This is a genomic window from Nonlabens ulvanivorans (assembly GCF_032922765.1).
Taxonomy (GTDB): Bacteria; Bacteroidota; Bacteroidia; order Flavobacteriales; family Flavobacteriaceae; genus Nonlabens; species Nonlabens ulvanivorans.
In genome coordinates this window covers 2,896,621-2,923,233 of sequence record NZ_CP136694.1, presented here as the reverse complement: position 1 = coordinate 2,923,233, position 26,613 = coordinate 2,896,621, and the positions used below count along the sequence as shown (strand labels likewise).

Below are 26,613 nucleotides of genomic sequence, written 5' to 3'. Positions count from 1 at the left end.
CGCTATGGAATTATCACCGCTCGAGGTTCAAATCAGAATCCTACCTTCTACACCAGGTGTTTATCAATATTATGATAAAGATCACAAACTACTGTATGTTGGAAAGGCAAAAAACCTGAAAAAGCGCGTTTCATCATATTTCACAAAGAATCACGATAGTTATCGTATCAAATCGATGGTTAAGAAAATCGTGACTATTGAACATATCGTGGTTGAAACAGAAATGGATGCGCTATTGCTGGAAAACTCTTTGATTAAAAATAGAAATCCGCGATATAATATCATGTTGCGAGATGATAAAACCTATCCGTGGCTATGCATTAAGAAAGAACGTTTTCCTCGTGTTTTTTTAACTCGTAGAATGATTAAGGATGGTAGTGAATATTACGGTCCTTTTTCGAGTGTTAAAACTGTGCGTGCCTTACTAGATCTTATTAAAGGATTATATCCTTTACGTACTTGCAAATACGACCTAAGTGCAGATAAGATTAATGCTGGAAAATATAAAGTATGCCTAGAGTATCATATAGGTAATTGTGCTGGACCTTGTGATGGTTTAATGAGTGAAACCGCATATGCCGCAAATATTGATAATGTGCGCAATATTGTAAAAGGTGATTATAAAAATGCCGCAAAGCATTTTGAATCACAAATGATGGAGTATGCGGCAAACATGCAGTTTGAAGACGCTCAACGTATTAAAGAAAAACTAGAAATTTTACAAAAGTATCAATCTAAGTCTACTGTGGTTAATTCTAAAATTACTGATGTAGATGTTTTTAGTCTGATATCTGATGAAACACATGCTTATGTAAACTACTTACAATTATCACATGGTGCGATTGTGCGTTCACATACTTTAGAAATCAAGAAAAAGCTAGAAGAGACCGATCAAGAATTACTAGAAATTGCAATCATTGAATTGCGCCAGCGTTTTAACTCTCAATGTAGAGAAATTTATGTGCCGTTTGAGGTAAAGCTAGGTGATCAAATAAAGGTAACAATACCACAGTTAGGTGATAAAAAGAAGATTGTAGATTTATCATTGCGCAACGCAAAATTTTATAGACAGGAACAATTTAAAACTATTAAAATAGTAGATCCAGATAGACACGTTAAACGTCTTATGGCACAAATGAAAGCAGACCTAAGACTGGATGAAGAACCGGTTCATATAGAGTGTTTTGATAACTCCAACATTCAAGGAACAAATCCTGTTGCTGCATGCGTCGTATTTAAAAATGGAAAACCGAGTAAGAAAGATTATCGTAATTTTAATATTAAAACAGTAGAAGGTCCAGATGATTTTGCCAGTATGGAAGAGGTCGTACATAGACGCTATAGAAGATTATTAGAAGAAGGCGAGCCATTACCTCAGCTTGTAGTGGTTGATGGTGGTAAGGGACAATTATCTAGTGGTTTAAAAGCTCTAGATAGATTAGGGCTGAGAGGAAAAATCACCATTATAGGAATTGCTAAAAGACTAGAAGAATTATTTTATCCTAACGATCCAGTACCATTATATCTCGATAAACGTTCTGAAACACTTAAGGTAATTCAACAAATGAGAAATGAGGCGCACCGTTTTGGGATTACACATCACCGCAATAAGCGCAGTAAACAAGCTATTGAAACAGAGTTAGACAACATACCAGGAATAGGAGAAAAAACAGCTGTTGAGTTGTTAAGGCATTTCAGATCTGTAAAAAGAATCAAAACAGCTTCTAAAAAAGAAATAGAAGATATTATTGGTGTTTCAAGAGCACAAAAAATCATCGACTTTTATAAGAATGAAAATGAATAAACACATATGGATTGTCTTAGTATTCATTTTCGCGCAAGCGGATTTTTTATATGCGCAACAAAATCAAAAAGCTAACAAGCAAAAAATAGGTCTAGTATTATCTGGTGGTGGCGCAAAAGGACTCGCTCATATCGGAACGTTAAAAGTCATAGACTCGTTAGGTATTAAGATAGATTATGTTGCAGGAACTAGCATGGGCGCAATTGTAGGTTCTTTATATGCATCTGGCTACACCGGTAAGCAATTAGATTCTGTGTTTCAGACTATTGATTTTGACGATATAATTTCAGATGACATACCACGTGAATCCAAAACATACTTTGAACGCAAGGATAATGAACGCTATGGTGTGACCTTACCCTTTAAGGACTTTAAAGTACAAGTACCTAACTCACTAAGCAAAGGACAAAATATATATAATTTACTTTCCAGATTGCTCTCTCATGTTAAAGATGTGCATGAATTTAGTGAATTACCAATTCCATTTTTTTGTGTAGCTACAGATGTTGAAACTGGAGAAGATATCATATTAGATAATGGCTATTTACCTCGTGCAGTAAATGCCAGTGGTGCCTTACCTTCCTTATTTGCTCCGGTAGAAATAGAGAATAGACTTTTTATAGACGGCGGCGTCACAGACAATTACCCAGTAGAAAAGTTAAGAGCTTTAGGAATGGACATTATCATAGGTGTAGATGTTCAAGATGGACTTAAAAACAGAGATCAACTCAACGGTGCTTTTGATATTCTTACTCAAATTAATAATTATCGTACTATCAATGCGATGAAAGAAAAAGTATCCTTCACTGATATCTATATTGATCCTGATATTGAAGATTACACAGTCATATCCTTTGATCAAGGAAAAGCGATTATTAAAGAAGGAGAAATAGCTGCATTTAAAAAATTAGACCAACTGCAAAAGCTAATTGATGGAGAAGGCTATCATAGAGAAAAATTACCTGCAGTAACAACAGATAGCATATACCTAGCTCAAGTATATATTAATGGTAATGAAAACTATTCTAGAGCCTACATAAACGGTAGATTTAAAATTGAAACACCTGGTAACGTAGCATATACAGACATCAGAGACGGAATTAATAATTTACAAGCCACTAATAATTTTTCTAAAATTAATTATGAAATTATCAATACACCAGATGGTGCTATTCTAGAAATAGGCGTTATAGAAACTACGGTGCGCAATTACCTAAGACTAGGTGTTCATTATGATGAGTTGTTAAGAAGTGCAGCATTAGTTAACCTTACTAGAAAAAACGTTTTATTTGATAGTGATGTCGTTTCTGCAGATGTTATTTTAGGTGACAATGTCAGATATAATTTTGATTATTATATCGATAAAGGTAAGTACTGGTCTATCGGCTTTCATAGCGAGTTTGTTCAATATGAAAAACAGATATCTGCTAGTTTTCTAGAACAAGTTACAGATATAGATATTGATGTCAACTCTATAGATCTAGATTACAACGACTGGACTCAACAACTATTTCTACAAACTAAAATAGGAAATGGGTTCAATCTTACTATAGGAGCAGAATATAAATCTCTAAGATTATTTACAGAAACATTGGGCACTAATGCTAACACAGACCAGCGCACGATATTTGAAAATAGCAATTATAGTAGTGTGTACACAAGTGTACTCTATGATACCTATGACAACTTGTTTTTCCCATCTAGTGGCTGGAAAATAGATAGTGATTTACACATCTATTTATATAATAGTAGCAAGGTAGATAATAACTTTCAAGAATTTTCAATGGCCCAAGTTTCTGTAGGTCATGCAAGAAGCTTTGGTAAATGGAGTCTGCGTGGAGATGTCCTATTTGGATTACCCATAGGTAATCCTGGCAATAGTTCTTTTGACTTTTACTTAGGTGGTTATGGCGCAAGGCGCATTAATAATATACTACCATTTTACGGTTATGATTTTATAAGCTTGAGTGGTAATACGGTAATGGGTGGACTTATTGAACTAGACTATGAAATCTTTAAAAACAACCATATCATTTTAAGTACTAATTCTGTTAAGATTGATGATTATCTATTTGAAAAATCAGACTGGTTCAGTACAGATGGTTTTACGGGATATGCTATCGGGTATGGACTAGAGACATTCTTAGGACCATTAGAATTAAAATACAGCTTTAGTCCAGAGCAAAGTAAAGGTGAGTTCTATGTAAATCTAGGGTTTCAGTTTTAGTACGCTTTCGCGAAAGCGTATTCTCAAAAGCCCACTTATAAATAATTGACTTAAAGCATGGAATCATCTCAGGAATTTCCGAAATTGCTAGTCATAAAAATAAAAGCTCATGCCTTTTTATCACAAGCTAGGAAAAATACCGCCTAAAAGACACACTGTATTCAGAAAACCAAATGGTGAATTGTATTCTGAGCAGCTTTTTGGAACCATAGGTTTTGACGGTATGTCTACAAACTCATACCACGTCCATAGACCTACTATGGTTAAGGAAATTAAAGGACAGTATTCAGTAAAACCTGAGATTGCTTTAGAAAATCATATTAAATCATATCGATTTAGAGGTTTTCAAGTAAAACCTAAAGCTGATTATTTAGAGAGTCGCACTATAGTTCTTACTAATAGTGATGTCAACATTATACTGGCAGCACCACAAGAATCTATGACAGATTATTTTTATAAAAATTCAGATGCAGATGAGTTGATTTTTATCCATAAAGGATCAGGAACATTGCGCACACATTTGGGTAATATAGATTTTAAATATGGTGATTATCTGTTAATTCCACGAGGGATTATTTACCAATTAAGGTTTGATGATAAGGATAATAGACTTTTTATCACAGAGTCCAGAAGACCTATTTACACTCCAAAACGCTATCGCAATTGGTTCGGTCAGTTACTAGAACACTCGCCATATTGCGAGCGAGATTTAAGAAGACCCGACACGCTGGAAACACATGATGAATTGGGTGACTTTTTAATGAAGATTAAAAAACAAGACGAGATTTTTGACATGGTTTATGCATCACATCCGTTTGACGTTGTGGGCTATGATGGTTATAATTTCCCTTATGCATTATCCATACACGACTTTGAACCTATAACCGGACGCATTCACCAGCCGCCACCAGTACATCAAACCTTTGAAACAGATGCATTTGTAGTATGTAGTTTTGTCCCTAGATTATACGACTATCATCCAGATAGTATACCAGCACCATATAACCATAGTAATATTGATAGTGATGAAGTACTGTATTATGTAGATGGTGATTTTATGAGCCGCAACGATGTAGATGCTGGACATATCAGCTTACATCCTGCAGGAATACCACATGGTCCACATCCAGGAGCGGCAGAACGCAGCATAGGAAAAACTAAAACTGAAGAACTAGCCGTTATGGTAGACACTTTTAAACCTTTAAAGGTTACAAAAGCAGCACTAGAAATAGCTGATGAGGATTATCATAAAAGCTGGCTAGAATCTAGTCACTAATTTTATAAAAACTAAACTTTACACCATTGGAAAACAACACCAACCAAAACTCTTCTAATCAAAATAGGTCCTGGGAAGATAATAACTATTCTAACTCTGGATACGACAGTTCAAAAAGCCATGAACATAATCAAAATCAAGGTGGACAAAACTGGAGCTCACAACCTTATCGCTCAAAATTACCAGCAGATAATAGTGCCATGGTCCTTGCAATTGTTGCGACCGTTTTATTTGTGATTTGTTGTTGTGTAGGTGGCCAGTATCTAGCTCTTGTCTTAAGTATTATAGGTTTTGCTCTTGCTCAATCTAGTATGACTAAGTATCAGCAAAACCCAGAACAATATGATCCTGGTAGTTATAAAAGAGTTAGTAACGCAAAGACTTTTAATCTAGTGGTAGGTATTGTAAGTTTAATTTTAATTGTTTTAGGTTTTATAGGGCTATTCAGTAACACATTTGATGAATACAACTACTTAGACATGATGGATGAAGATGAAGAATGGTATAATGATGATTATGAATATGAAGAATCTGAGGTTGAAGACGACTGGTATGAATATGAAGAAGAAGTAGATACTTTAAATGAAACAACGGACTCTGTTCAAATAGAAGTTGAAGAATTAGAAACAATTATTGAAGATATTCCACAAGATTAAAATGTGATACCATGAAAGAATCGAGTTTTGGAACGAGTTTTGTATTTCATACTTTGAAACGCATGAAAATGCTTTTAAATCAAAGTATCATGAAAAAATTAATACTTCCTATACTCGCAATATTTATCGCCACAACGGCTTTTATGCCTTCCACTGCACCACCAGAAATGGCATTTAAAAAAGGGGAATGGTTCCGTTTTAGAATTCATTATGGCGTTTTTAACGCTAGCTATGCTACCATGCAGGTTAGTGAAACTAAACTAGAAGGAAAAGAAGTTTACCATATTAAAGGAAAAGGTAAATCCACAGGTTTATTACACCTATTCTTTAAAGTAGACGATCGCTATGAAACTTATATAGATCGCACTACTGTAAAGCCGTATCGATTTATACGCGATATTGATGAAGGTGGACACACTAAGGATATTCAGATAGACTTTAATCATGACACTAGAACAGCTGTTATTAATGATAAAAAGCATAATAAAGTAGAGTCTATGGATATAGAACCTTCTACTCAAGATATGATGAGTGCTTTTTATCATTTGCGCACAATAGTAGATATAAAGACATTAAAAAAAGGGGACGAGTTTAAATTACCAATGTTCTTTGATAAAGAGAATTTTGACTTTAAATTAAAATTCTTAGGTCGTGACACCATTAGAACTAAATTTGGTAAAGTTCCTGCTTTAGAATTCAGACCCTACGTACAATCAGGCCGCGTTTTTAAAGAAGAAGAAAGCCTAACGGTATGGATATCTGATGATGAAAACAAAATGCCTTTAAAAATAAAAGCAAAACTAGCCGTTGGATCATTAACTGCAGATTTAGACGCTTTTAAAGGTTTAAAATATCAATTTAAAACCTTGCCATAGTAGTTTTATCGCTACTGTTAACAACATCCTTCTTAAATCAATAGATACGTTTTAAGGTTTCACAGGTATTATTACATTTGTAGAACCTTAAAATGTTTTCATGTCACAGGAAATCAGTCCAGAAATCGCGCAACGTATTCAGTTGTTAGAAGAAAAATTTAAGAATTCAGGTCAGGACATGCTCTCCTATCTAGATGGACTGTTATATGACCAATACATTACTTATTGGGATTACATAAGATTAGACACACTACTAAGTCTACAGGTGCCATCTACTCATTTTCCAGATGAAATGATTTTTATAGGTTACCATCAGATTACAGAGCTTTATTTTAAACTCATTATACACGAGCAATTACAAATTATAGAAAGTAAAGATTTAACAGGTCCTTTCTTTGCAGAAAAACTGCGTCGTATTAATCGCTATTTCGGTATTTTAATTAGCTCTTTTGAAGTAATGATTAAAGGAATGGAACGCGAGCAATTTTTAAAATTCCGTATGTCATTATTACCAGCTAGTGGTTTTCAGAGTGCACAGTTCCGCATGATAGAATTTTACAGTAGTGATTTAATAAATGTAGTACATCCAGATGTTAGAGAACGCTTCCGCGAAAGCGATAACGACAACCTTGAAGAACTCTACAATCATTGTTACTGGAAGCAAGGTGGTATCGATATGCATACCCAAGAAAAAACGCTTACACTAAAACAGTTTGAAGAACGTTACACACCTAGATTCTTGCGTATCGCGCATGAGGTAAAGGACACAAATATTTACCAACGATACCTGCAATTACCTGAAGAAGAAAAAACAAAAGAACTAATGGACGCCATGCGCGCTCATGACCAAAACGCTAATATCAACTGGAAACTAATGCATATGGGAAGTGCCCATCGCTATCTGAGAAAAGAAGGCGATCCTATACAAGCAACTGGAGGAACTAACTGGAAAAAATTCTTGCCACCTAGTTTTCAAAAAATTATTTTCTATCCAGAACTATGGACTCAAGATGAGATCGATAACTGGGGAAAACAATGGGTTGAACACGCATTAAACACAAAATAATAGATGAAGAAATTTCTAGTCATCGCCCTAGTACTGGGAATAAGCCTTACAGCTTGTAAAGAAAAAGAAGTTTATGTAGAATCAGAGGTTGCTGAGGTAGTAGTTCCAGTAATGCAATATGGTTTTGACCTTAATAATTATGAAGTAGTTACCGATACTGTAAAAAGTGGTGACACCTTTGGTAATATAATAGATCCACATCTAGTAGATGGCCAAAGTATTTTCAAAGCTGCCGAAGAACTAGACGCTGTATATAGCGTGCGACGTATACAAGTAGGTAAGCCTTATAAAATTTTAAAAAGAAAAGATAGCCTGGGCACACCAGAAGCTTTTATCTATGAGCCTACTAAAATGGATTATGTAGTGCTCAATTTTGCAGATAGCCTTAAAGCATATAAAGATAAACACCCATTGAAATTTGTCAGAAAAACAGCATCTGGCGTTATCAATTCTACGCTGTCAGAGGCAATGGAAGAAGAAGGATTAGGCATGGCGGCTATTTATGAATTATCAGATATCTATCGATGGTCTATTGATTTTTTTAGGCTCCAAAAAGGTGATCGTTTTAAAATGATTTATACAGAGCGTTATATCAACGATAGTATATATGCAGGGATTGAAAGTATAGAAGCTGCCGTATTTGAAACAGATAAGACACCATTTTACGCGTTTGATTTCAAGACTGACTCCATAAACAACATCAGTGATTATTATGATGAAAACGGTAAAACATTACGTAGTTTTTTCTTAAAAGCACCTGTAAACTATTCGAGAATATCGAGCCGTTTTACAAAACGTAGGTTTCATCCTGTTCAAAAAAGATGGAAAGCACACAAGGGAACAGATTATGCCGCTGCTTATGGAACGCCTATCGTATCTACCGCAAATGGTGTAGTAATCAAATCTGGGTATACACGCGGTAATGGTAACTATGTAAAAGTTAAGCACAATAACACTTATTCTACTCAGTACCTACATATGACAAAACGCAAAGTAAAGGTAGGTCAGCGTGTAAAACAAGGTCAAGTAATAGGAACTGTAGGATCTACTGGGCTAGCAACAGGACCACATGTGTGTTATCGATTCTGGGTAAACGGAAAACAAGTAGACCCATACAAACAAAATTTACCTAGCGCAGATCCATTGCCTAATGAAAAAATGGAAGACTACCTCAATTTCATTCAACCATTGAAGGACGAAATAGATTTACTTTCTTTTAAAAACGACGACCAAGTACTATGAAAAACATAAATCCGACTGAAACAAACGCATGGCTTAAATTAGAAAAACACTTTGAAGGTTTTGACGATTTCAGCCTCAGAGAAGAGTTTAAAAAAGACACCTCTAGAGCAGAAAAGCTTACGTTAATAGACAAGGATTTTTATGTTGATTTATCTAAAAACTTAATTACCGAGACTACAAGGACTCACCTTACATCACTAGCTACAGAGTGTGGTTTAAAAGAAGCTATTAACTCTTACTTTAATGGAGCGATTATAAACGCCACAGAAAAACGCGCCGTTTTACATACTGCATTAAGAACCCCACAATCTAGTGCAGACAGCAGTGTTGCAAGCAATGTAAGTGACGCCATCGAGAGTAAGCAAAAGATGTTTGATTATGTTGATAGCGTCCTGAACAGTAAAACTTTAACAGCTAGTGGTAAAAAATTTGACACCATTGTTAATATAGGTATCGGTGGTAGTGATTTAGGACCAGTCATGATTTATGAGGCTTTACAAGCGTACAAAAATGACATGACCCTTCATTTTGTCTCTAACGTTGAAGGAGATCATGTAGAAGAAGTTCTTAAAAAAATAAACCCAGAAACAACATTATTTGTCATCGTTTCAAAGTCTTTTGGGACACAAGAAACATTGACTAACGCTACAACCATTAGAAACTGGTTTATTGAAAAAATAGGAGCAGATGCTGTTTCAAATCATTTTATAGCCGTAAGCAGCAATGTAGAAAAAGCAGTCAACTTTGGTATCCATCATGCAAACATATTCCCGATGTTTGATTGGGTAGGTGGTAGATTTTCATTGTGGAGTACTGTAGGTATGTCTGTAGCTCTAGGAATAGGGACTAAAAACTTCCAATCATTATTAGATGGCGCACATGACATGGACAACCATTTCAAAAACACTGATTTTGAAAAAAACATTCCTGTTCAATTAGCATTAATGACCATATGGTATAATAACTTTTATCGCGCACAAAGCGAGGCTATCATTCCATACACACAATACCTTCATAGACTACCTGCTTATTTACAACAGGCCATTATGGAAAGTAATGGTAAATCTGTTGACCGCGATGGCAACTCAGTTACCTATGACACAGGTAATATTATCTGGGGAGAACCTGGTACTAACTCGCAGCACGCATTTTTTCAGTTAATTCATCAAGGAACTAAATTAATACCTGCTCATTTTATCGCTTTCGCGAAAGCGAAATACAATCAGCCAGATCATCACAATAAGCTGATGGCAAATTTCATTGCGCAAACTGAAGCCTTAATGAATGGTAAAACAAGAGCTGAGGCCAAAAAAGATCTAGAAAAATCTGGTAAGAGTAAAGAGGAAATTGAAATGTTATTGCCTTTTAAAGTATTTGAAGGAGATCAACCTACAACGACCATTTTAATTGATGAACTTACACCACAGAGCATCGGTAAGTTAGTCGCTATGTATGAACACAAAATTTTTACTGAAGGTGTTATATGGAATATTTATAGTTATGATCAATGGGGCGTTGAACTAGGAAAAGTTCTTGCAGACAAAGTCCTAGACAACATAGAAAATAAAGAATATGCCGCCCACGATAGTTCAACAACCGGAATTTTAAAGAGATTTGGAAGCTTAAATAATTAATTTTCTGTTTTTCAACGTGTTACGGTTAATAAGTTTTTGACATTCTTAATGTTAACTTAATATTGCAGGCTTTTTTCGTCAGTATTTTTGCAACTCAAACTATAACTGATTGAAAATGAAAAAATCTTTACAATTTTTACTAGCAATTGGGCTTTTGTTAAGCTCCATGGCTGTAACTGCTCAGGTAACAACCTCGAGTATTAACGGTCGTATCCTTGAGGCAGAGGATGAACCATTACTAGGAGCTACTGTAGTTGCAGTTCATGGCCCTACTAATTCAAAATATGGATCTACAACTGATATAGATGGATACTATCGTGTATCTAACATGCGTACTGGTGGTCCATATACTATTACAATTTCTTATGTAGGTAAGAATGAAGTAGTATTAAACGACATTTATTTGCAATTAGGTGAATCTGAAAGAATCGATTTGACTCTTACTGACTCTACTAATGCATTAGATGCGATTGTTATTGACGCGGTACGTGACGGCATTTTTGATTCTGGTAAAACAGGTACTGAAACTAACGTCTCACAGCGTGAGATTAACACGATGCCTTCTGTAACACGTGGTATTGGAGATTTCTTAAGAAAAACTCCACAAGCTACTGTGTCTGAAGGTGGCGCTATTTCTATAGCTGGTCAAAACAACCGTTACAACTCTATCTTTATTGATGGTGCTGTAAACAATGATGTATTTGGACTTGCTGGATCAGGAACTAATGGTGGACAGATTGGTGTTAACCCGATTTCTATTGATGCTATCGAATCTTTCCAAGTAAATGTCGCTCCATTTGATGTACGTCAATCAGGTTTTACTGGTGGTGCAATTAACGCAATTACTAGATCTGGTACTAACGAAGTTGAAGGAAGTGCTTACTTCTATTTACGTAACGAAAGTCTTGCTGGAAAAACTCCAGTTGGAATTAGTGAAGACAACCGTGAGAAATTAGATGACTTTTCTGCAAATCTTTATGGTGTACGTGTAGGTGGACCTATTATTAAGGATAAACTTTTCTTCTTTGTAAATGCTGAAATCCAAAGAGAAGAAGAGCCTAGACCATTTGATTCTGCTCTTTATAATGGGGATAGTAGTATTGCAGACATCAACGCTTTAAGAGATAATTTAATCAACGTATTTGGATATAATCCAGGTGGTTATGAAAACACAATCACTGAATTAAACAGTGAAAAGTTTACTATTAAATTAGATTATAACATCAATGATAAGAACACACTTACTGCAAAGCACAATTATGTAAATGGTGAGTCGATCTCTCCTAGTCAAAGTAGTAATAGAGCGATAAATTTTGCTAACGCAGGAATTTATTTCCCGTCTGAGACTCACTTTTCAACATTAGAATGGAACACTACAAATGGTAGAGATCTTTCTAACAACTTAATTGTAAGTTATACATCTGTAAATGACAACCGTGATCCAATCGGAAATCCATTCCCTAGAGTAAGCATTGAAGATGGTGATGGTGACATTACTTTTGGTTCTGAAGCATTTTCAACGGCTAATATTCTTGAGCAAAAAATCTTCACGATTACAAACAACTTTGAAGTTTCTAAAGGAGCTCACAACATGACTTTCGGTGGTAACTTTGAAAACTATGATATGAGAAACGTTTTTGTAAGACAAAACTACGGACAGTATCAGTTCAACTCATTAGCAGAGTTCAATACTTATTTTGATAATGACCCTTCTAACGATGTTGCTGCAGACTCATACTTCCACTCTTATTCTTTACTAGATCCAGCAGGAACTAGTGGAGATGATATTCAAGCTGCTGCTGCTGCATTTAACTACTCTCAACTAGGTTTATATGCTCAAGACCAATGGAAATTGACTGACAACTTTAAACTTACTTATGGTGTGCGTTTTGATGTTCCTTTCTATGATGCAGGTCAAGCAAACGATGACTTCAATGATAGAACTGTTGCTTTATTAGAAGCTGAAGGTAAAGATCTTCAAGGTGCAAGAGTTGGTAAGAAAATTAAAAGTCAAATTCATGTTTCTCCACGTGCAGGTTTTAACTGGGACGTAAATGGAGACAGAAAAACACAAGTACGTGGTGGATTAGGTATTTTTACCTCTAGAGTTCCTCTAGTATGGCCAGGTGGTGCTTATAACAACAATGGTATTGCTGTAGGTGGAACTGCTGCTTTCGGTAGTCAAAACTTTGTTGCAGATCCTTTCAACCAGCCATTAAACGGTGCTCCAGCTCCAGGTAGTGGTGCAAATGGTGGACAGATTGACATCTTCTCACCAGACTTCAAATTACCACAGGTAATGAAGTACAATATCGGTATCGATCAAAAGACTAACATTTGGGGACTTATTGTAAGTGCAGATTTCTTATATAATGAGACGATTAACAACGTATTTTATCAGAACTTAAACCTTAAAGATCCTACATTATCACTTAATAATGCAGACGGACGTCCTTTCTATGATCGTGGTGATGAAATTGATGATACTTACACAAGAGTTATCTTAGGAACTAACACTAATGAAGGATGGTCTTATAATGGAACGTTAAGCATCACTAAGCCATATGACAATGGTTTCTCTGGACAAGTTTCTTATTCTTATGGACAAGGTAAATCTATCTTTGAAGGTACTTCTTCTCAAAACAGTTCTCAATGGAGAAACATCGTAACTGTAAATGGTAAGAATACTGCACAGATTGGTAACTCTGCTTTTGCAGTAGGTCACAGAATATCTGCAAACGCTTCTTATGAGTATAAGTGGAATGATAATTTAAAAACTACCTTAGGTGTGTTCTATAATGGACAACAAGGTGGTGCTTTAAGCTACATCTACCAAGGTAGAGATTTATTAAATGATGACTCAAGTGATAATGCTTTATTCTATATTCCTAGAAACGCAAGTGAAATCAATTTAGTTGATAACAATGGCGTATCTGCTGCAGACCAATGGGCTGCTCTAGATGCTTTCATTGAAGGTAACGACTATTTAGATGGCCGTCGTGGACAATATGCTGAGCGTAGTGGAGATCGTGGACCATGGAACCACATGGTAGACTTAAAGCTTTTACAAGACTTTAGCTTAAACTTCAATGAAAAGAAACACACATTCCAAGTATCTCTAGACATCTTTAACTTCTTAAACTTAGTAAACAAAAACTGGGGTGAGCAATCATTTGTAAACAGCAGTTTTGGTAACGTAGGTATTGTTGAAGTTGAAAGTAATGGTGTTGATCCTGAATTCTCTTTCAATCCAGACTTTGCAGAAAGTTTTGAAAGAATTGATGATGCAGGAACACAATCTTCAAGATGGCAAATGCAAGTGGGTTTAAGATATATCTTCAACTAAGAAAGATCTTAATACATACATTTCATAAAGAAACCCTACTCAATTGAATAGGGTTTCTTGTTTATAGTTATTTTTGAATTTAAATTATATCACTATGGAAATTATTAAACACGCACACTCTGGCTGGGCATATATCGTCGTAATTGTATTAGGACTAGCTACTATCAATTCTCTTATTGGTTATTTTACTAAAAAAGAATTTGGTAATAGAGACTTTAGTCTAGCACTAGGTGGTCTTATAGTAACACATATCCAATTATTGATCGGTATAATTTTATACTTTACGTCTCCTTGGTTTGACGCATGGTCTGGTGGGATGAAAGAAGTGATGGGCAACTCTGACGCACGTCTTATGTTAGTTGAGCATCCTTTAACCATGATTATCGCCATTACCCTTTTAACAATCGGGTATTCAAAACATAAGAAAAAAATCGTAAGTAATGGAAAACTTAAAACGCTAGCCATATTTTACTCACTTGCCTTTATTCTAGTCTTAACTAGACTACCTTGGGGCCATTGGTTCTAAGATTATTAAAATTACGCTTTCGCGAAAGCGTTCATATTATAACATTAAAAAGCCTTGTTCCTATGTAAGAACAAGGCTTTTTAATTTATGAACATATTATTTATACTTTTTCTACAGCTGGTAGAATAGCATTTAATACATCAAAAGCACGATCAACGGTTTTCACCTTGTCTATGGTAAGCAATAACCTTAATCCACCTCTAGTTTGTTTCTCTTTCATGCGCAGCACACGTGGTTGCCCTTGTACTGCTTGTAGTATTTTTGAGAATGTGGCACTTTGATAAAAATCACTTTGCTGATCAGAAATGAAATAACCGATGAGTTTATCCTGCTTCATAATGAGCTTTTCGAGTCCCATTCTTGCTGCTATCCACTTTAATTTGATACTGGTTAATAGATCTTCAGCTTGATCTGGCAAATCTCCAAAACGATCTTCTAGATCTTTTTTAAACACTTCTAATTCAGCCTCATTTTTGAGTTCGTTAAGTTTAGAATACAAAGCTAATCGCTCTGTTATAGAATTAATATAGTCGTCTGGGAAAAGTAACTCAAACTCAGTGTCTATGGTGACATCAGTAACGTGAATTTTTTCGACAGTTTCCTCTTTATATAGATCTTTAAACTCGTTTTCCTTAAGCTCTTCAATAGCCTCATTTAATATTTTTTGATACGTATCAAAACCTATTTCATTCATGAAACCACTTTGTTCACCACCTAAAATATCTCCAGTACCTCGTATCTCAAGATCCTTCATTGCGATATTAAAACCACTACCTAGTTCTGAGAAAGTCTCTACTGCTTGTATACGTTTGCGAGCATCATCAGTCATCATATCATATGGCGGTGTGATGAAATAACAAAAGGCTTTTTTATTACTACGACCTACACGTCCACGCATTTGATGCAGGTCTGATAGACCAAAATTATTTGCATTATTTATAAAAATAGTATTTGCATTCGGAACATCTAAACCACTTTCTATAATCGTGGTTGCAACAAGAACATCAAAGTCACCATTCATAAAAGACAACATTAATTCTTCAAGTTTTTTACCATCCATCTGACCATGTCCTATACCTACTCTAGCATCTGGTACTGAGCGCTGAATCATACCAGCTACTTCTTTAATATTTTCAATACGGTTATGCACAAAAAACACCTGACCACCACGAGAAATCTCATAACTCACCGCATCTCTAATGGTTTCTTCTGAGAATCGAATCACTCTCGATTCTATAGGATGCCTATTGGGTGGTGCCGTTTTAATAACACTTAAGTCTCTGGCCGCCATCAATGAAAACTGTAATGTACGTGGTATGGGCGTTGCTGTTAACGTGAGTGTATCGATGTTCTCTTTAAGAGTCTTAAGTTTATCTTTTACTCCAACACCAAACTTTTGTTCCTCATCTATAATGAGTAATCCTAGGTCCTTAAACTGTATCGACTTACTAACTAATTGATGAGTTCCTATCACGATATCAACCTGACCATTTGCAAGACCTTCTAGCACACCTTTACGCTCCTTTGCCGTTCTAAATCTATTTAGATAATCTACAGTCACTGGTAAATTACCTAATCGCTCCTTAAAAGTTTTTGCATGTTGAAACGCGAGAATTGTTGTAGGCACTAAAACAGCAACTTGTTTACCACTAACTGCTGCTTTAAAGGCGGCTCTAATCGCTACTTCTGTCTTACCAAAACCAACATCACCGCAAACTAATCGATCCATAGGTCGATCACTTTCCATATCTGCTTTTACATCTGCTGTTGCAGAACTTTGATCTGGTGTGTCTTCATAAATAAAACTAGCTTCAAGTTCATTTTGAAGGTATCCATCGGGCTCAAATTGGAAACCTTTTTTAGCACGTCTTTTTGCGTATAATTGGATTAAATCAAAGGCGATTTGCTTCACCTTTGTTTTTGTTTTTGCTTTTAGCTTTTTCCAGGCAGGACTACCTAATTTATATACTTTAGGAGCTTTTCCATCTTTACTAGAATATCTAGTTATCTTGTGTAAAGAGTGTATGGACACATATAGAATATCACGCTCGCCATAAACCAATTTAATAGCTTCCTGTTGAGTACCATTCACATCTATTTTCTGTAGCCCACCAAATTTCCCAATTCCATGATCAATGTGTGTTACATAATCACCTATTTCTAAGGTGTTAAGTTCTTTCAGCGTTATGGCTTGCTTTTTGGCATATCCATTTTTTAGTTTGAACTTGTGGTATCTATCAAAAATTTGATGATCTGTATAACAAGCTATTTTTAAATTATGATCAATAAAACCTTTAAAAAGAGTCATAACCACAGTCTCATACTGTACTTGCGCTCCCATATCATCAAAGATGTCCTTAAATCTTTTTGCCTGCTGCGCTGTACCACAAAAAAGATATGAGGTATATCCATTCTCCTCATTCTCTTTAAGGTTCTCAACCAGTAAATCAAATTGCTTATTAAATGCTGGTTGAGGCGTTGTTTGATAAGCAATATTACCAGATTGAGTAGTTAATTCAATAAGATTATATTTTACAAGTTGCTTTTTAATAATGGAAGAGTCACAAAATATTTCTGAAGGTAATAGTTGTCTGACTTCACCCTGCAACTCGCTATACGCCTGTTCTGCCTTGGCAAAAAGAGTATCTAAATTACTATATAGCAACTCAACATTCTCTGCAAAAATCACCGTTTTATTAGATAAATATTGCAAAAAGCTCTCTCGATTCTCCTCTAGCTTTTTATGCTCAACATTAGGTATAATTGAGATTTTTTTGATTTGCTCTTTGGATAATTGTGTTTCGACATCAAACACACGAATGGTATCAATCTCATTACCAAAAAATTCAATACGATAAGGCTCATCGTGTGAAAAAGAGAACACATCTAAAATTCCACCACGTACTGAAAACTCTCCAGGCTCTGTAACAAAATCAACTCTTTTAAATTCGTACTCAAAAAGGACCTCATTTGCAAAATCAATGGAAATTTGATCACCTACGGCAATTTTAAGAGTATTCTTTTCTAATTCTTTGCGAGTAACAACTTTTTCAAAAAGTGCATTAGGATAAGTTACAATTACCGCAGGCTTTTTACGAGAGTTGATTCGATTAAGTACTTCGGCACGTAAAAGCACATTTGCATTATCGGTCTTTTCTATTTGATAAGGACGTCTATAACTTCCGGGATAAAAAAGAACTCGATCATCTCCCAACATTTTTTCAAAGTCATTGAGAATATAGGCAGCTTGCTCTTTATCATTTGCAATGACCATGAAAGGCTTTTCTACCTCATCAAAAATAGAGCTCGCTGCGATGGTGAACGCACTACCTTGCAAACCACTTAAATGTGTATGACCTTGGGATTGGGACACCACTTCTCGCAAACTTTGCGTTTGTGGGGCTTGTGCATATTGCTTAAGAATCTTGTTAAAACTCATAATAGAATCACAAAGATAAGCCTAGAAACCAGCATGCTCAAGAATATTGAGAATACTTTAATATAGAAACTGTAACATAGAAGATACCTTTATGCAATGGATAAATTTGATGTATTTGTATTTGGAACTGGTACTGCTGGTCAATTAGTTGCTCAGGAATGTGCTGCCGCTGGCAAAAAAGTAGGCATAATAGATATAAAAGAATATGGTGGCGTTTGTTCACAACGTGGTTGTGATCCTAAAAAATTATTACTCGCCTCTAGTGAAGCCTTTGAATCATCCAAGAATATGAATGGAGATGGTATCACAGGAAAAATTAAAATAAACTGGAAAGATGCATTTAATTATGCAAAACGCTATACCAGCAATATTCCCAAAAACACAGAAAAAAACTTAAAAGAGAAAGGTTTAATTTGCTATCACGGTAAAGCAAGTTTTAAAGATGCTCATACCATTATCTTAGATGATAAGGAAATCAGATCAGAGTATTTTGTAATCGCTACAGGAATGCAACCTTTAAGTCTAGGTATTCCAGGAGAAAAATACACACTGACTTCAGTAGATTTTTTTAACCTGACAGAAGTACCTGAAAAAGTAGTATTTGTAGGTGGCGGATACATCGGAATGGAATTTGGCCATATGCTGTGTAGGGCTGGATCTAATGTGACTATTATTGATAAAGGAGATCAAATTTTAAGCCCATTTGAAACTTTTACCTCTAATTTACTAGAAGAAGAATCTATTAAAATGGGTATAAAGATTATTAAAAACGCTCAGGTTTCTAGCATAGAAAAAATAGAAAATCGTTATTGCGTTCACTATGCTATAAATAATCAAATACATCAAGTGACTACTGATTGTGTTTTTAACACTGCTGGACGTGTACCATCAATTGATAAATTAAATCTTGCACTGGCTAATGTGGTGACTGATAAGGATGGCGTATTAGTTAACAGTAACCTACAAAGTACTTCTCAAGCTCACATATATGCATGTGGAGACATTTCAAGTAAAAGCTTACCTCTTACACCTTTAAGTAGCATAGAAGCTAAGGTAGTCGCTGATAATCTTAATGGTAAAAAGAGAGAATTAAATATCCCTGCAATACCTAGCTCCGTATTCACCATACCACAATGCTCTGGCATAGGGATTACAGAGAATCAAGCAATTGAAGCAAAGAAAACATATCATACAATTGAAAGCGAGGCTAGTGAATGGTTCAACAACCAGCGTATCAACGCACCGCTTTATGGCTATAAAATTATTTTAGAAAACGACAGTAACAAAATATTAGGAGCACACATCGTAGGACCTGAAGCTGCAGAGCAAATTAATATGTTTGCTATAGCCATGAAAGCAAACATGACCTTTGAAGAATTGAAGGACGTGATATTTAATTATCCTACGTGGGGAAATGATATTAAAAGCTTTTAATTACTTATTAGAGTCACGCCATTCCATACACTTTCTATATGGGTTCGTCTTTTTATTTCTAGAACCATGTATTGCTATTGCGATAGTTAGCACACATGCCAGCGCTAATGCCAAATAGGCAATCTGATTAGTTGCCAGTTTACTCAGACCATCCATAGGCTCGTTAAACCTCACGAAAATTGCAACCAGTGCCCATACACCTACTAGAGCAAATTCTCGCATATTGCGATAAACTACCATCGCCATATTCACAATAAATGCTACAAAAATCATGACCATAGTTGCATAAACTTGGGTAGTTATTGCAAAGTCAAAGTTGCCATTCAACCATGCCGCTATATTTGCTATAGTAGCTACGCTAATCCATCCCACATAGAGACACAATGGCCACCAAACAAAGGCGATGATAGGAAAAGGCGCATCCCATATCTCCATGTCTAATTTTTTTACACAAATCAATAAACTAACTAAAATACCCAGCATACATATTACAGAAAGACCTACCATTTCATCTAACCAAAATGCTACCCAAGCACTACAAAATATATTTGCGAGTAAAAACCATGGAGCAGTCGTTTTCAAAAAATCTTCTCTATAATCTGTGGGCTGTGATTGTTTCGCTTTCGCGAAAGCGATATAAACACCATATATAACAAACACTAATAGCATTAAGAAAATTAAACCCCATATAGAAAATGCATAACTAGCTGGTGTGAATAAGTTATTATATTCGGCACTTAATTCTCCTACTGTTTTACCGTTATAATTTCCTGTATTTGCAAAGCCATTCCATGCAATTAGAAAAATAATACTGATAAGATTGAGTACTGCGATTAGTTTTTTCATGTCTTAAAGATACTGGACTATTGACAACAATCACATTAAGAGTTTTATAAAACTAATGTAGTTCCATCACTTCTTGCTCTACAATTGCAAATATGCGATTACCTTTTTTAGGCTTTAAAGTATAAGTTCCCGTAAAATCACCAAAAGCCGCTAGAATTAAACCAAATTCATTATTGAAAAAACACGGTAATTTAACTCTTTGTCGTCCGACACCTTTCATTTTAATCGATGGGTGAACATGACCAGCGATATTGAATTTACCACTAATCTCTTGCGGATGATGTGTTAAAATCACATCGCCCATATGGAGTTGCTCATAGGTTTTTATGCCAATTTTTTCAAAGATTTCTTTACCTATAACATCGTGATTACCCATAATTAATGCTAACTCTATGTTTTGAGAACGCACCCATTGCTCAAAGAAGTGCCATTCTGCATTTATATAAGAATGAAATAAATCACCTAGAAACCATAATCGCGATGGATTAAATAGCTCAATAACCTCATTAAGTTTATCGTACTCCATATCATCTGCACTGGCAGGAATAGCCATTCCATTTTTACGGAAATGAGCACTTTTACCTAAGTGAACATCGGCAAGTAATATAGTGTCTTGTTCTACCCAATATGCTGCTCCACTAGCGTGAAGCTGAAAAGTTTGCTGAGCAAGAGAAATCGTTAGATACACTTTATAATTATCAGTTTTTAAAATAGGTATCTAGCACCTAGAATTAAATTTCTACCAGCAGCGCTTACACCAGATGAGTATGTTCTATATCGTTGATCTGTCATATTTTCTAGTGTCACATTTAAAGAAAGTGCCTCATTGAGACTATATCTAGATCTTATGTTAAGAGTGTACCATGACGGTGCATATGGATTGCCATTTGAGTCTAAAGCATATAGATAAGGACGACTTTGTTGACTAGGATCTAAATCTTCAAAATCAAATTGACCATTAAATTGAGCAAACAAACCAAGTTTCAAAGACTCTTTTTCATAATTTAATTGTAAATCTCCAAAAGCCGGAGCAACATGTCTTACTGGGATTTTATTACCATCGACTTCTGTTTGTTCTCCTTTTGTAATATTATAATGCCCTATTAAAGAGAATTGATCATTAAGTTTATAATTAAGGCCTAATTCTAGTCCATAAATGTTTGCTTTTTCACCGTTTTGTATGGATTGCACTTGACTTTGCTCTCCTTGATATTCTATAATAGATTGCCCGTTGAGTTCATCATTTTGAGCGACCAGTGCGTCTTTTAAATAAGTATAATAAACACTTGCATCTAGTGTGAGTTTATCATTCCATGTTTTCTTGAAACCTATCTCACTATTATATGAATATTCTGATTCCAGATCTGGATTAGGAACTATGACTGTGCCAGGACTAGGATCAAACAATTTACCTAAATCATCGATATTAGGCGCACGAAAGGCCGTACTAAGATTGCTTCTCAATTCCCATTTATTATTAGTAACATAAGTCGCTCCTATTCCGCCAGTAAGTGCTCCGGTATTAATGGTAGCTTCTTCAAATGGAAAATTAAAAAATGCATTGTTCGCCGTGAAATCTGCATCAATCCATATATGATTATACCTTAAACCAGTATTTACAATCATTTGAGAAGACACTTTCCATTGATAACTTGCATAAGCAGCAAGTGATCGCCATGAGGAACCATCTGGATATCTGGTCGCATTTGCCGAGAATACGTTAGTATCTATATTTTGAATATATCCATTAGAACGTACTCGATTATGAATAAATTCACCACCATAAAATAATGCGTTAGATTCTCTATCACGTCTTTCAAAATCTAACGAAGTGGATATCGCATCAACCTGTTCTTCATTAACAAAGCGTTCTGAATCTTGAAAATCCCTTGTTATACGACTTTCTTCAAAATGTTGATATGCCTGTGTTAAAACTGCTTTGTCATACCACTTACCATCACCACGATGAGTCACATTAAAATTAGTCATTAACCATTTTTGTGGACCATAAAACCACTCTGCGTTTCTAGGTTCACCGCTTTCGCGAAAGCGATCTAAAGAGTCATACCTAGGAAAATCACCAGTACCAGAATAAATAACACCTAGTCCAAATTCAAAATCTTGAGTAGGTTGATACCTAAGTTTCTGTAAAATATTAAGTTGGTCATATCCTGTAGGACGCTGGATTAAAGAATTATCATTTACTATAGAAATATCTTGATCATCACGACGCACGACATAGCTTTCTCTTAAGTAATCATCGGGACCATGAGTACCCATCCGTAAATCATCAAAAAAGTTAACCGTTATACTGGTTGCAGAGGCCCATTTCTCGCCACCGATATTAAAATTTAAATGACCTGTGTTCTCATTATTTGCGCTTGCATATCGCAATAAACCACTACCTGTTATTTGAACTGAATCTTTTTGAAACTGTGGCTTAAGTGTATAAAAGTTCATCACTCCACCTATTGCGTCACTACCATAAACAACACTACCAGGACCTAAAATCACCTCACTACGATCTACACTTAATGGATCGATAGAAATAACATTTTGCAGGTTACCACTACGGAAGATGGCCGTATTCATGCGCACACCATCAACAGTTATCAACAACCTATTAGTAGAAAATCCTCTTATCATAGGACTACCACCACCTTGTTGAGATTTTTGAACAAAGACCTGACCAGACTGCTGTAACAAATCTGCACTAGTTTGTGGATTATTGAAAGTAATTTCTTCTTTATTTACAGCAAATATTTTTTGAGGAATATCTTGTGCTCTTTGCTCAAATTTTGAAGCTGATAAAATTATAGGATTAAAATAATCTGATTGCTGTTGTAACCTGATGAATTTATCTTTTGAAATGTTTGTCTTTATTATTTTAATGGTAGCATATGATATGCTCTGAAAATAAATAAATTCTTGATCTGTAAAAATTTTTAAATCTACCTGACCTTCAATATCTGACACAGCAGATTTTGACTTTGATTTATTATAAACAGCTACATTAACTAACGGCTCATTAGTATCTATATCTACAATCGTAACCACCTGTGCTATGGAAGGAAAAGTAGTTAATATTATAAATATCAATAGTAACTTTTTCACGTATCGAATAGCTGTTTTAAAATCGTTAATGATGTAGGTTTTTTAAAGACGTGCAAATGTATCTGAAAATAATCAATGACCAAATTTAATAGGCTATTGCGCTCTTCTCTATTCATTTTAATCTCATTTATTGCAGCAAAATTCGTGCCCAGAAATTGCTTAATTAAGATACTTTCTTCTATAGTTGCGTGATGAGGTAAAACACCGTTGTTATCAAATGATCCATCTAATAAATTAAAGTACGGTAAATCGATAGTCTCCATATCAGGTTGAAAACCCATATGAGAAGTGAGGTCTAATAATGTCTTGATAGAAAAATTGGCTACAGTATCTGTTTGATCTAAAAATTGAAAAATACTAGATACGTAATCAAATAAGTCTTCATCTGCCTGTTGCTCTGTCAACAACTGCGTTAAGATCTCAGAAAAAAACATGACTATACTACTTTTTATAATATCTGTATGAATAGTATCATATGCTGGTGTGACGTGAGCTTCTTTAATATACTCTAGCGATCCTTTTCCTTTGTGTTGTGTGACAATGTCTAACTGGGTTAAAGGTTGAAAAAAAGCGATGCGCAATTTCCCTTTACGTGATTTACGTACCCCTTTAAGCATGTATGATTGTGTACCTAATTCTTTAGTATATAATCGAGCGATTAAATCTGCCTCGCCATACTTAACAGTAGATAATACTATTGCTGGTGTGCGAGTAAGCATTTACCTAACAATCATTAATTTAGAAACTGTAGTCTCTATATTATCATCAGTAGAAATAAATAACATATAAACACCACTAGCTACTTTATTTCCAGAAAAACTACGTGTATCCCATTGAATACTTCCACCTTGAGAAACTTTTTCAAATACCAGATTACCTTCTATATCAGTAATTTTTACACGCGCTCTATTAGTTAATCCATCTATAGTAACATTACCATCAAATCCAGGACGCACCGGATTAGGAAAGGCATAAACATTCTCAAGATCTTCTTGTGGCTTACTGGCTCTATCTCCTTTAAAAGCAACTAAACCATTTTTAGTTGCAAAATAAATAAGTCCTGTTGTTTCATCTATTGCGATGTCTCTTACTTCATTATCCGGTAAAGGAGAATTGTTTTTTGTAAACTGAAAAATAGTTTCACTACCACTGGGATTAAATAGAAAAACACCTGAACTACCTGTCGCCACCCATTTATTATTGTTACCGTCCACCTCAATATCCAGTACAGCTTCATCTCTTAATAATTCCCTAGGTATATCATTAATATCTTCAATAATAATAGCTCTAGTATCCTGTATATCATCAGAGAATAAACTATTTACACTAGAAAGCACCCTTAATCCTAGGTTTGAACCTATCCATAATTGATTGCGTTGATCTATTCTTATCGTACTAATGTAATTATTAATCAAATCACCTTCTTGAAGACCTTCTGTAAGTCTAGAGTATTGATCTAAAGACGGATCATAACCTATAAGCCCACCATCTGTAGAGCCAAAAATAATTTTATCATCGCTAGTTACTAGAATTTTAGTTGTACTAGAACCGCTAGAAACCTCTTCATATACAGATCCAACATCAAAGGAAGTCCATTGACCTGAAGGGTTTCTTCTATGTAAAGCATTATCCACTTGAGATTGTATTACCCATAAATTACCTTGTGAGTCATAAGCACCATCTGGAGTTCTTACTGAGGCACTAAATGGTGGTTCAATACCACGTAATGTACTGTTATTAATATTATATAGAGTTCCAGCCATTCCATTTTCAAAATCTAATAAACCATCGTTCATGGAATGTAATACAACATCATTAGGATCATCTGGATTAATCGTTAATTTAGGAATACTACGTAAACTATTTACCTCAGCGCTGGTGTAGTTGATCCAGCCTTCTTCTATGAGATGACTTATCCCTAGACGTGCATTATCAGGCGTATAAAAAACGGTATGTGAACCATAAGTTACCCATAGCTCATTAGGTAAAGTCTGCACTGAAAAGATTGAATTGAATGAAGGACCATCAGCTATGATAAATTCAAAATCAGTCAAATCCTGAATATTTTGTCTGATCATTCCAGCAGTCTCTGTTCCTATATATAAATCATCTCCTAAAAGGATAGCACTAGTATAATTAAAGCTTTCTCCATTTATATCTGCAAGTCTATATACCTCATTAAATGATGTATCATAAATTAGAATAAAATCTCTTGTCGCATAAGTGAACCTATCAACCGTTACGAAAGCATCTCTAGCACGAGAAGGTATTTGAAATCCTAAACCACTAAAAGTTCCACTCGTATTAAGAGTAGCCGCAAACCTACCTTGCGTAACCGTATAGACAGTATTATTAAATGAAGTAATTTCATCCCAGTTATCTAAATTAATTTGCGTCCAGTTCATAAAATCAAGCAAAAACGGATTTGCTATGCTCGCTCGTCTTATTCCGCCACCAGTAGTTGCCGCATAAATAAAACCACCTGAAACATCTATAGAATTAATTTGTAATTGTGCTCCATTGTCACCTATAAAATATGTATCATCAAATTCTAACAAATCTAGATTGTATAATGCGATACCAAAGTCGGTTGCCATGAATAATAAATCTCCTTGTTCTAGAAACTCATTAATTCGACGATCGTCTGGTGCTATGGTTTGCTTGTCTCTTATGGCCACGACATTAATGACATCTCCAGTATCTGGTAAAATTTGTAATAAACCATTTTCAAAAGCTACCACTAATAAGTTTTTGTCTTCACTGTAATGTATTTGAGAAATGGCTTCACCACTTAAACCATTAATAGTAGTGATTGTTTCTAAAGTGTTTAACGTTGTATCATAAACAAAAATGGAGTTATCACTAGCAGCATAGATCAAATCGCCTGCTTGCTCTAAGTCCACTATGTTTGAATAGGAAAAAAAGGCTTCCCATTCATTAGAAAAATCTTGAGCTGCTGACCATTGAGACAACAGAATTAAAAACACTATCAATAATCGCTTCATATAAAGCAAACGTCTTTTAAGAATGAATAATATACGGTAAGGTCAAAAATAACCTTTAATAATGAGCCATAAAAAAACCTCTGAAGCATAGTTCAGAGGTTTTAATAATTATGATTACGCTTT

The 26,613-nt window shown here is 35.1% G+C and carries 17 protein-coding genes; 11 read left to right on the top strand and 6 right to left on the bottom strand.

The annotated features are described in order from the left end of the window. The first annotated feature begins 4 nt into the window (after positions 1-4). The 10 genes from uvrC (at position 5) to R1T42_RS13155 (ending at position 14,652) form a co-directional block, all read left to right on the top strand. Positions 5-1,804 carry an excinuclease ABC subunit UvrC gene (uvrC, locus tag R1T42_RS13200; protein ID WP_036582730.1) on the top strand — a complete coding sequence of 600 codons (1,800 nt, stop codon included), beginning with the start codon at positions 5-7 and terminating at the stop codon, positions 1,802-1,804. Next, the gene (locus R1T42_RS13195) at positions 1,797-4,031 is read left to right on the top strand and encodes a patatin-like phospholipase family protein (protein ID WP_317290651.1); all 2,235 of its coding nucleotides are present in this window, start codon (positions 1,797-1,799) and stop codon (positions 4,029-4,031) included. The genes uvrC and R1T42_RS13195 overlap by 8 nt, the downstream gene beginning before the upstream one ends. Positions 4,032-4,140: 109 nt before the next feature. Beyond that, positions 4,141-5,307 (top strand): homogentisate 1,2-dioxygenase, encoded by a 1,167-nt coding sequence (locus tag R1T42_RS13190; protein WP_042245579.1) that lies wholly within the window; start codon positions 4,141-4,143, stop codon positions 5,305-5,307. A 26-nt stretch (positions 5,308-5,333) separates the two neighbouring features. After that, entirely contained in the window at positions 5,334-5,963 is a 630-nt protein-coding gene (locus R1T42_RS13185) for a CCC motif membrane protein (RefSeq protein WP_317290650.1), read from the top strand. An 89-nt stretch (positions 5,964-6,052) separates the two neighbouring features. Beyond that, positions 6,053-6,838, top strand: coding sequence for a DUF3108 domain-containing protein (locus R1T42_RS13180; RefSeq protein WP_317291874.1), 786 nt, complete (start codon positions 6,053-6,055; stop codon positions 6,836-6,838). Positions 6,839-6,938: 100 nt separating this feature from the next. Continuing rightward, positions 6,939-7,904, top strand: coding sequence for a tryptophan 2,3-dioxygenase family protein (locus tag R1T42_RS13175; RefSeq protein ID WP_042269490.1), 966 nt, complete (start codon positions 6,939-6,941; stop codon positions 7,902-7,904). Between the two features lie 3 nt (positions 7,905-7,907). Next, entirely contained in the window at positions 7,908-9,146 is a 1,239-nt protein-coding gene (locus R1T42_RS13170; RefSeq protein ID WP_317290649.1) for a M23 family metallopeptidase, read from the top strand. Continuing rightward, entirely contained in the window at positions 9,143-10,780 is a 1,638-nt protein-coding gene (gene pgi / locus R1T42_RS13165) for a glucose-6-phosphate isomerase (RefSeq protein ID WP_317290648.1), read from the top strand. Before R1T42_RS13170 ends, pgi begins: the two co-directional genes overlap by 4 nt. 115 nt (positions 10,781-10,895) lie before the next feature. After that, positions 10,896-14,126, top strand: coding sequence for a TonB-dependent receptor (locus R1T42_RS13160; protein ID WP_317290647.1), 3,231 nt, complete (start codon positions 10,896-10,898; stop codon positions 14,124-14,126). A 94-nt stretch (positions 14,127-14,220) separates the two neighbouring features. Then, positions 14,221-14,652: a hypothetical protein gene (locus tag R1T42_RS13155; RefSeq protein WP_036582746.1), complete on the top strand. Its 432-nt coding sequence runs from the start codon at positions 14,221-14,223 to the stop codon at positions 14,650-14,652. A gap of 100 nt (positions 14,653-14,752) precedes the next feature. Here R1T42_RS13155 and mfd read toward each other — a convergent pair whose 3' ends face one another. Beyond that, positions 14,753-18,091, bottom strand: coding sequence for a transcription-repair coupling factor (mfd, locus tag R1T42_RS13150; RefSeq protein ID WP_317290646.1), 3,339 nt, complete (start codon positions 18,089-18,091; stop codon positions 14,753-14,755). Positions 18,092-18,187: 96 nt separating this feature from the next. Here mfd and R1T42_RS13145 point away from each other — a divergent pair, with 96 nt between their 5' ends. Continuing rightward, positions 18,188-19,525 carry a dihydrolipoyl dehydrogenase family protein gene (locus R1T42_RS13145; protein ID WP_317290645.1) on the top strand — a complete coding sequence of 446 codons (1,338 nt, stop codon included), beginning with the start codon at positions 18,188-18,190 and terminating at the stop codon, positions 19,523-19,525. On the opposite strand, the gene R1T42_RS13140 is transcribed toward R1T42_RS13145, so the two are convergent. The 5 genes from R1T42_RS13140 to porZ are packed head-to-tail and all read right to left on the bottom strand — an operon-like array spanning position 19,526 to position 26,490. Then, entirely contained in the window at positions 19,526-20,371 is an 846-nt protein-coding gene (locus R1T42_RS13140) for a hypothetical protein (RefSeq protein WP_317290644.1), read from the bottom strand. A gap of 52 nt (positions 20,372-20,423) precedes the next feature. Beyond that, positions 20,424-21,059: a ligase-associated DNA damage response endonuclease PdeM gene (pdeM, locus tag R1T42_RS13135; RefSeq protein WP_317290643.1), complete on the bottom strand. Its 636-nt coding sequence runs from the start codon at positions 21,057-21,059 to the stop codon at positions 20,424-20,426. 17 nt (positions 21,060-21,076) lie between these two features. After that, a complete protein-coding gene (locus R1T42_RS13130; protein WP_317290642.1) occupies positions 21,077-23,485 on the bottom strand; it encodes a TonB-dependent receptor in 2,409 nt (802 codons plus the stop codon). Beyond that, a complete protein-coding gene (gene recO, locus R1T42_RS13125; RefSeq protein WP_317290641.1) occupies positions 23,482-24,204 on the bottom strand; it encodes a DNA repair protein RecO in 723 nt (240 codons plus the stop codon). The genes R1T42_RS13130 and recO overlap by 4 nt, the downstream gene beginning before the upstream one ends. Continuing rightward, positions 24,205-26,490, bottom strand: coding sequence for a type IX secretion system anionic LPS delivery protein PorZ (gene porZ, locus R1T42_RS13120; RefSeq protein ID WP_317290640.1), 2,286 nt, complete (start codon positions 26,488-26,490; stop codon positions 24,205-24,207). Between the last annotated feature and the right edge of the window lie 123 nt (positions 26,491-26,613).

What these genes read in the sequence shown, in the direction of transcription:
- R1T42_RS13155 (WP_036582746.1), top strand. Translation starts at nt 14,221, where the DNA reads ATGGAAATTATTAAACACGCACACTCTGGCTGGGCATATATCGTCGTA.
- porZ (WP_317290640.1), bottom strand. Translation starts at nt 26,490, where the DNA reads ATGAAGCGATTATTGATAGTGTTTTTAATTCTGTTGTCTCAATGGTCA.
- R1T42_RS13170 (WP_317290649.1), top strand. Translation starts at nt 7,908, where the DNA reads ATGAAGAAATTTCTAGTCATCGCCCTAGTACTGGGAATAAGCCTTACA.
- R1T42_RS13160 (WP_317290647.1), top strand. Translation starts at nt 10,896, where the DNA reads ATGAAAAAATCTTTACAATTTTTACTAGCAATTGGGCTTTTGTTAAGC.
- R1T42_RS13175 (WP_042269490.1), top strand. Translation starts at nt 6,939, where the DNA reads ATGTCACAGGAAATCAGTCCAGAAATCGCGCAACGTATTCAGTTGTTA.
- R1T42_RS13195 (WP_317290651.1), top strand. Translation starts at nt 1,797, where the DNA reads ATGAATAAACACATATGGATTGTCTTAGTATTCATTTTCGCGCAAGCG.
- R1T42_RS13145 (WP_317290645.1), top strand. Translation starts at nt 18,188, where the DNA reads ATGGATAAATTTGATGTATTTGTATTTGGAACTGGTACTGCTGGTCAA.
- mfd (WP_317290646.1), bottom strand. Translation starts at nt 18,091, where the DNA reads ATGAGTTTTAACAAGATTCTTAAGCAATATGCACAAGCCCCACAAACG.
- R1T42_RS13180 (WP_317291874.1), top strand. Translation starts at nt 6,053, where the DNA reads ATGAAAAAATTAATACTTCCTATACTCGCAATATTTATCGCCACAACG.
- uvrC (WP_036582730.1), top strand. Translation starts at nt 5, where the DNA reads ATGGAATTATCACCGCTCGAGGTTCAAATCAGAATCCTACCTTCTACA.
- R1T42_RS13140 (WP_317290644.1), bottom strand. Translation starts at nt 20,371, where the DNA reads ATGAAAAAACTAATCGCAGTACTCAATCTTATCAGTATTATTTTTCTA.
- R1T42_RS13190 (WP_042245579.1), top strand. Translation starts at nt 4,141, where the DNA reads ATGCCTTTTTATCACAAGCTAGGAAAAATACCGCCTAAAAGACACACT.
- recO (WP_317290641.1), bottom strand. Translation starts at nt 24,204, where the DNA reads ATGCTTACTCGCACACCAGCAATAGTATTATCTACTGTTAAGTATGGC.
- pgi (WP_317290648.1), top strand. Translation starts at nt 9,143, where the DNA reads ATGAAAAACATAAATCCGACTGAAACAAACGCATGGCTTAAATTAGAA.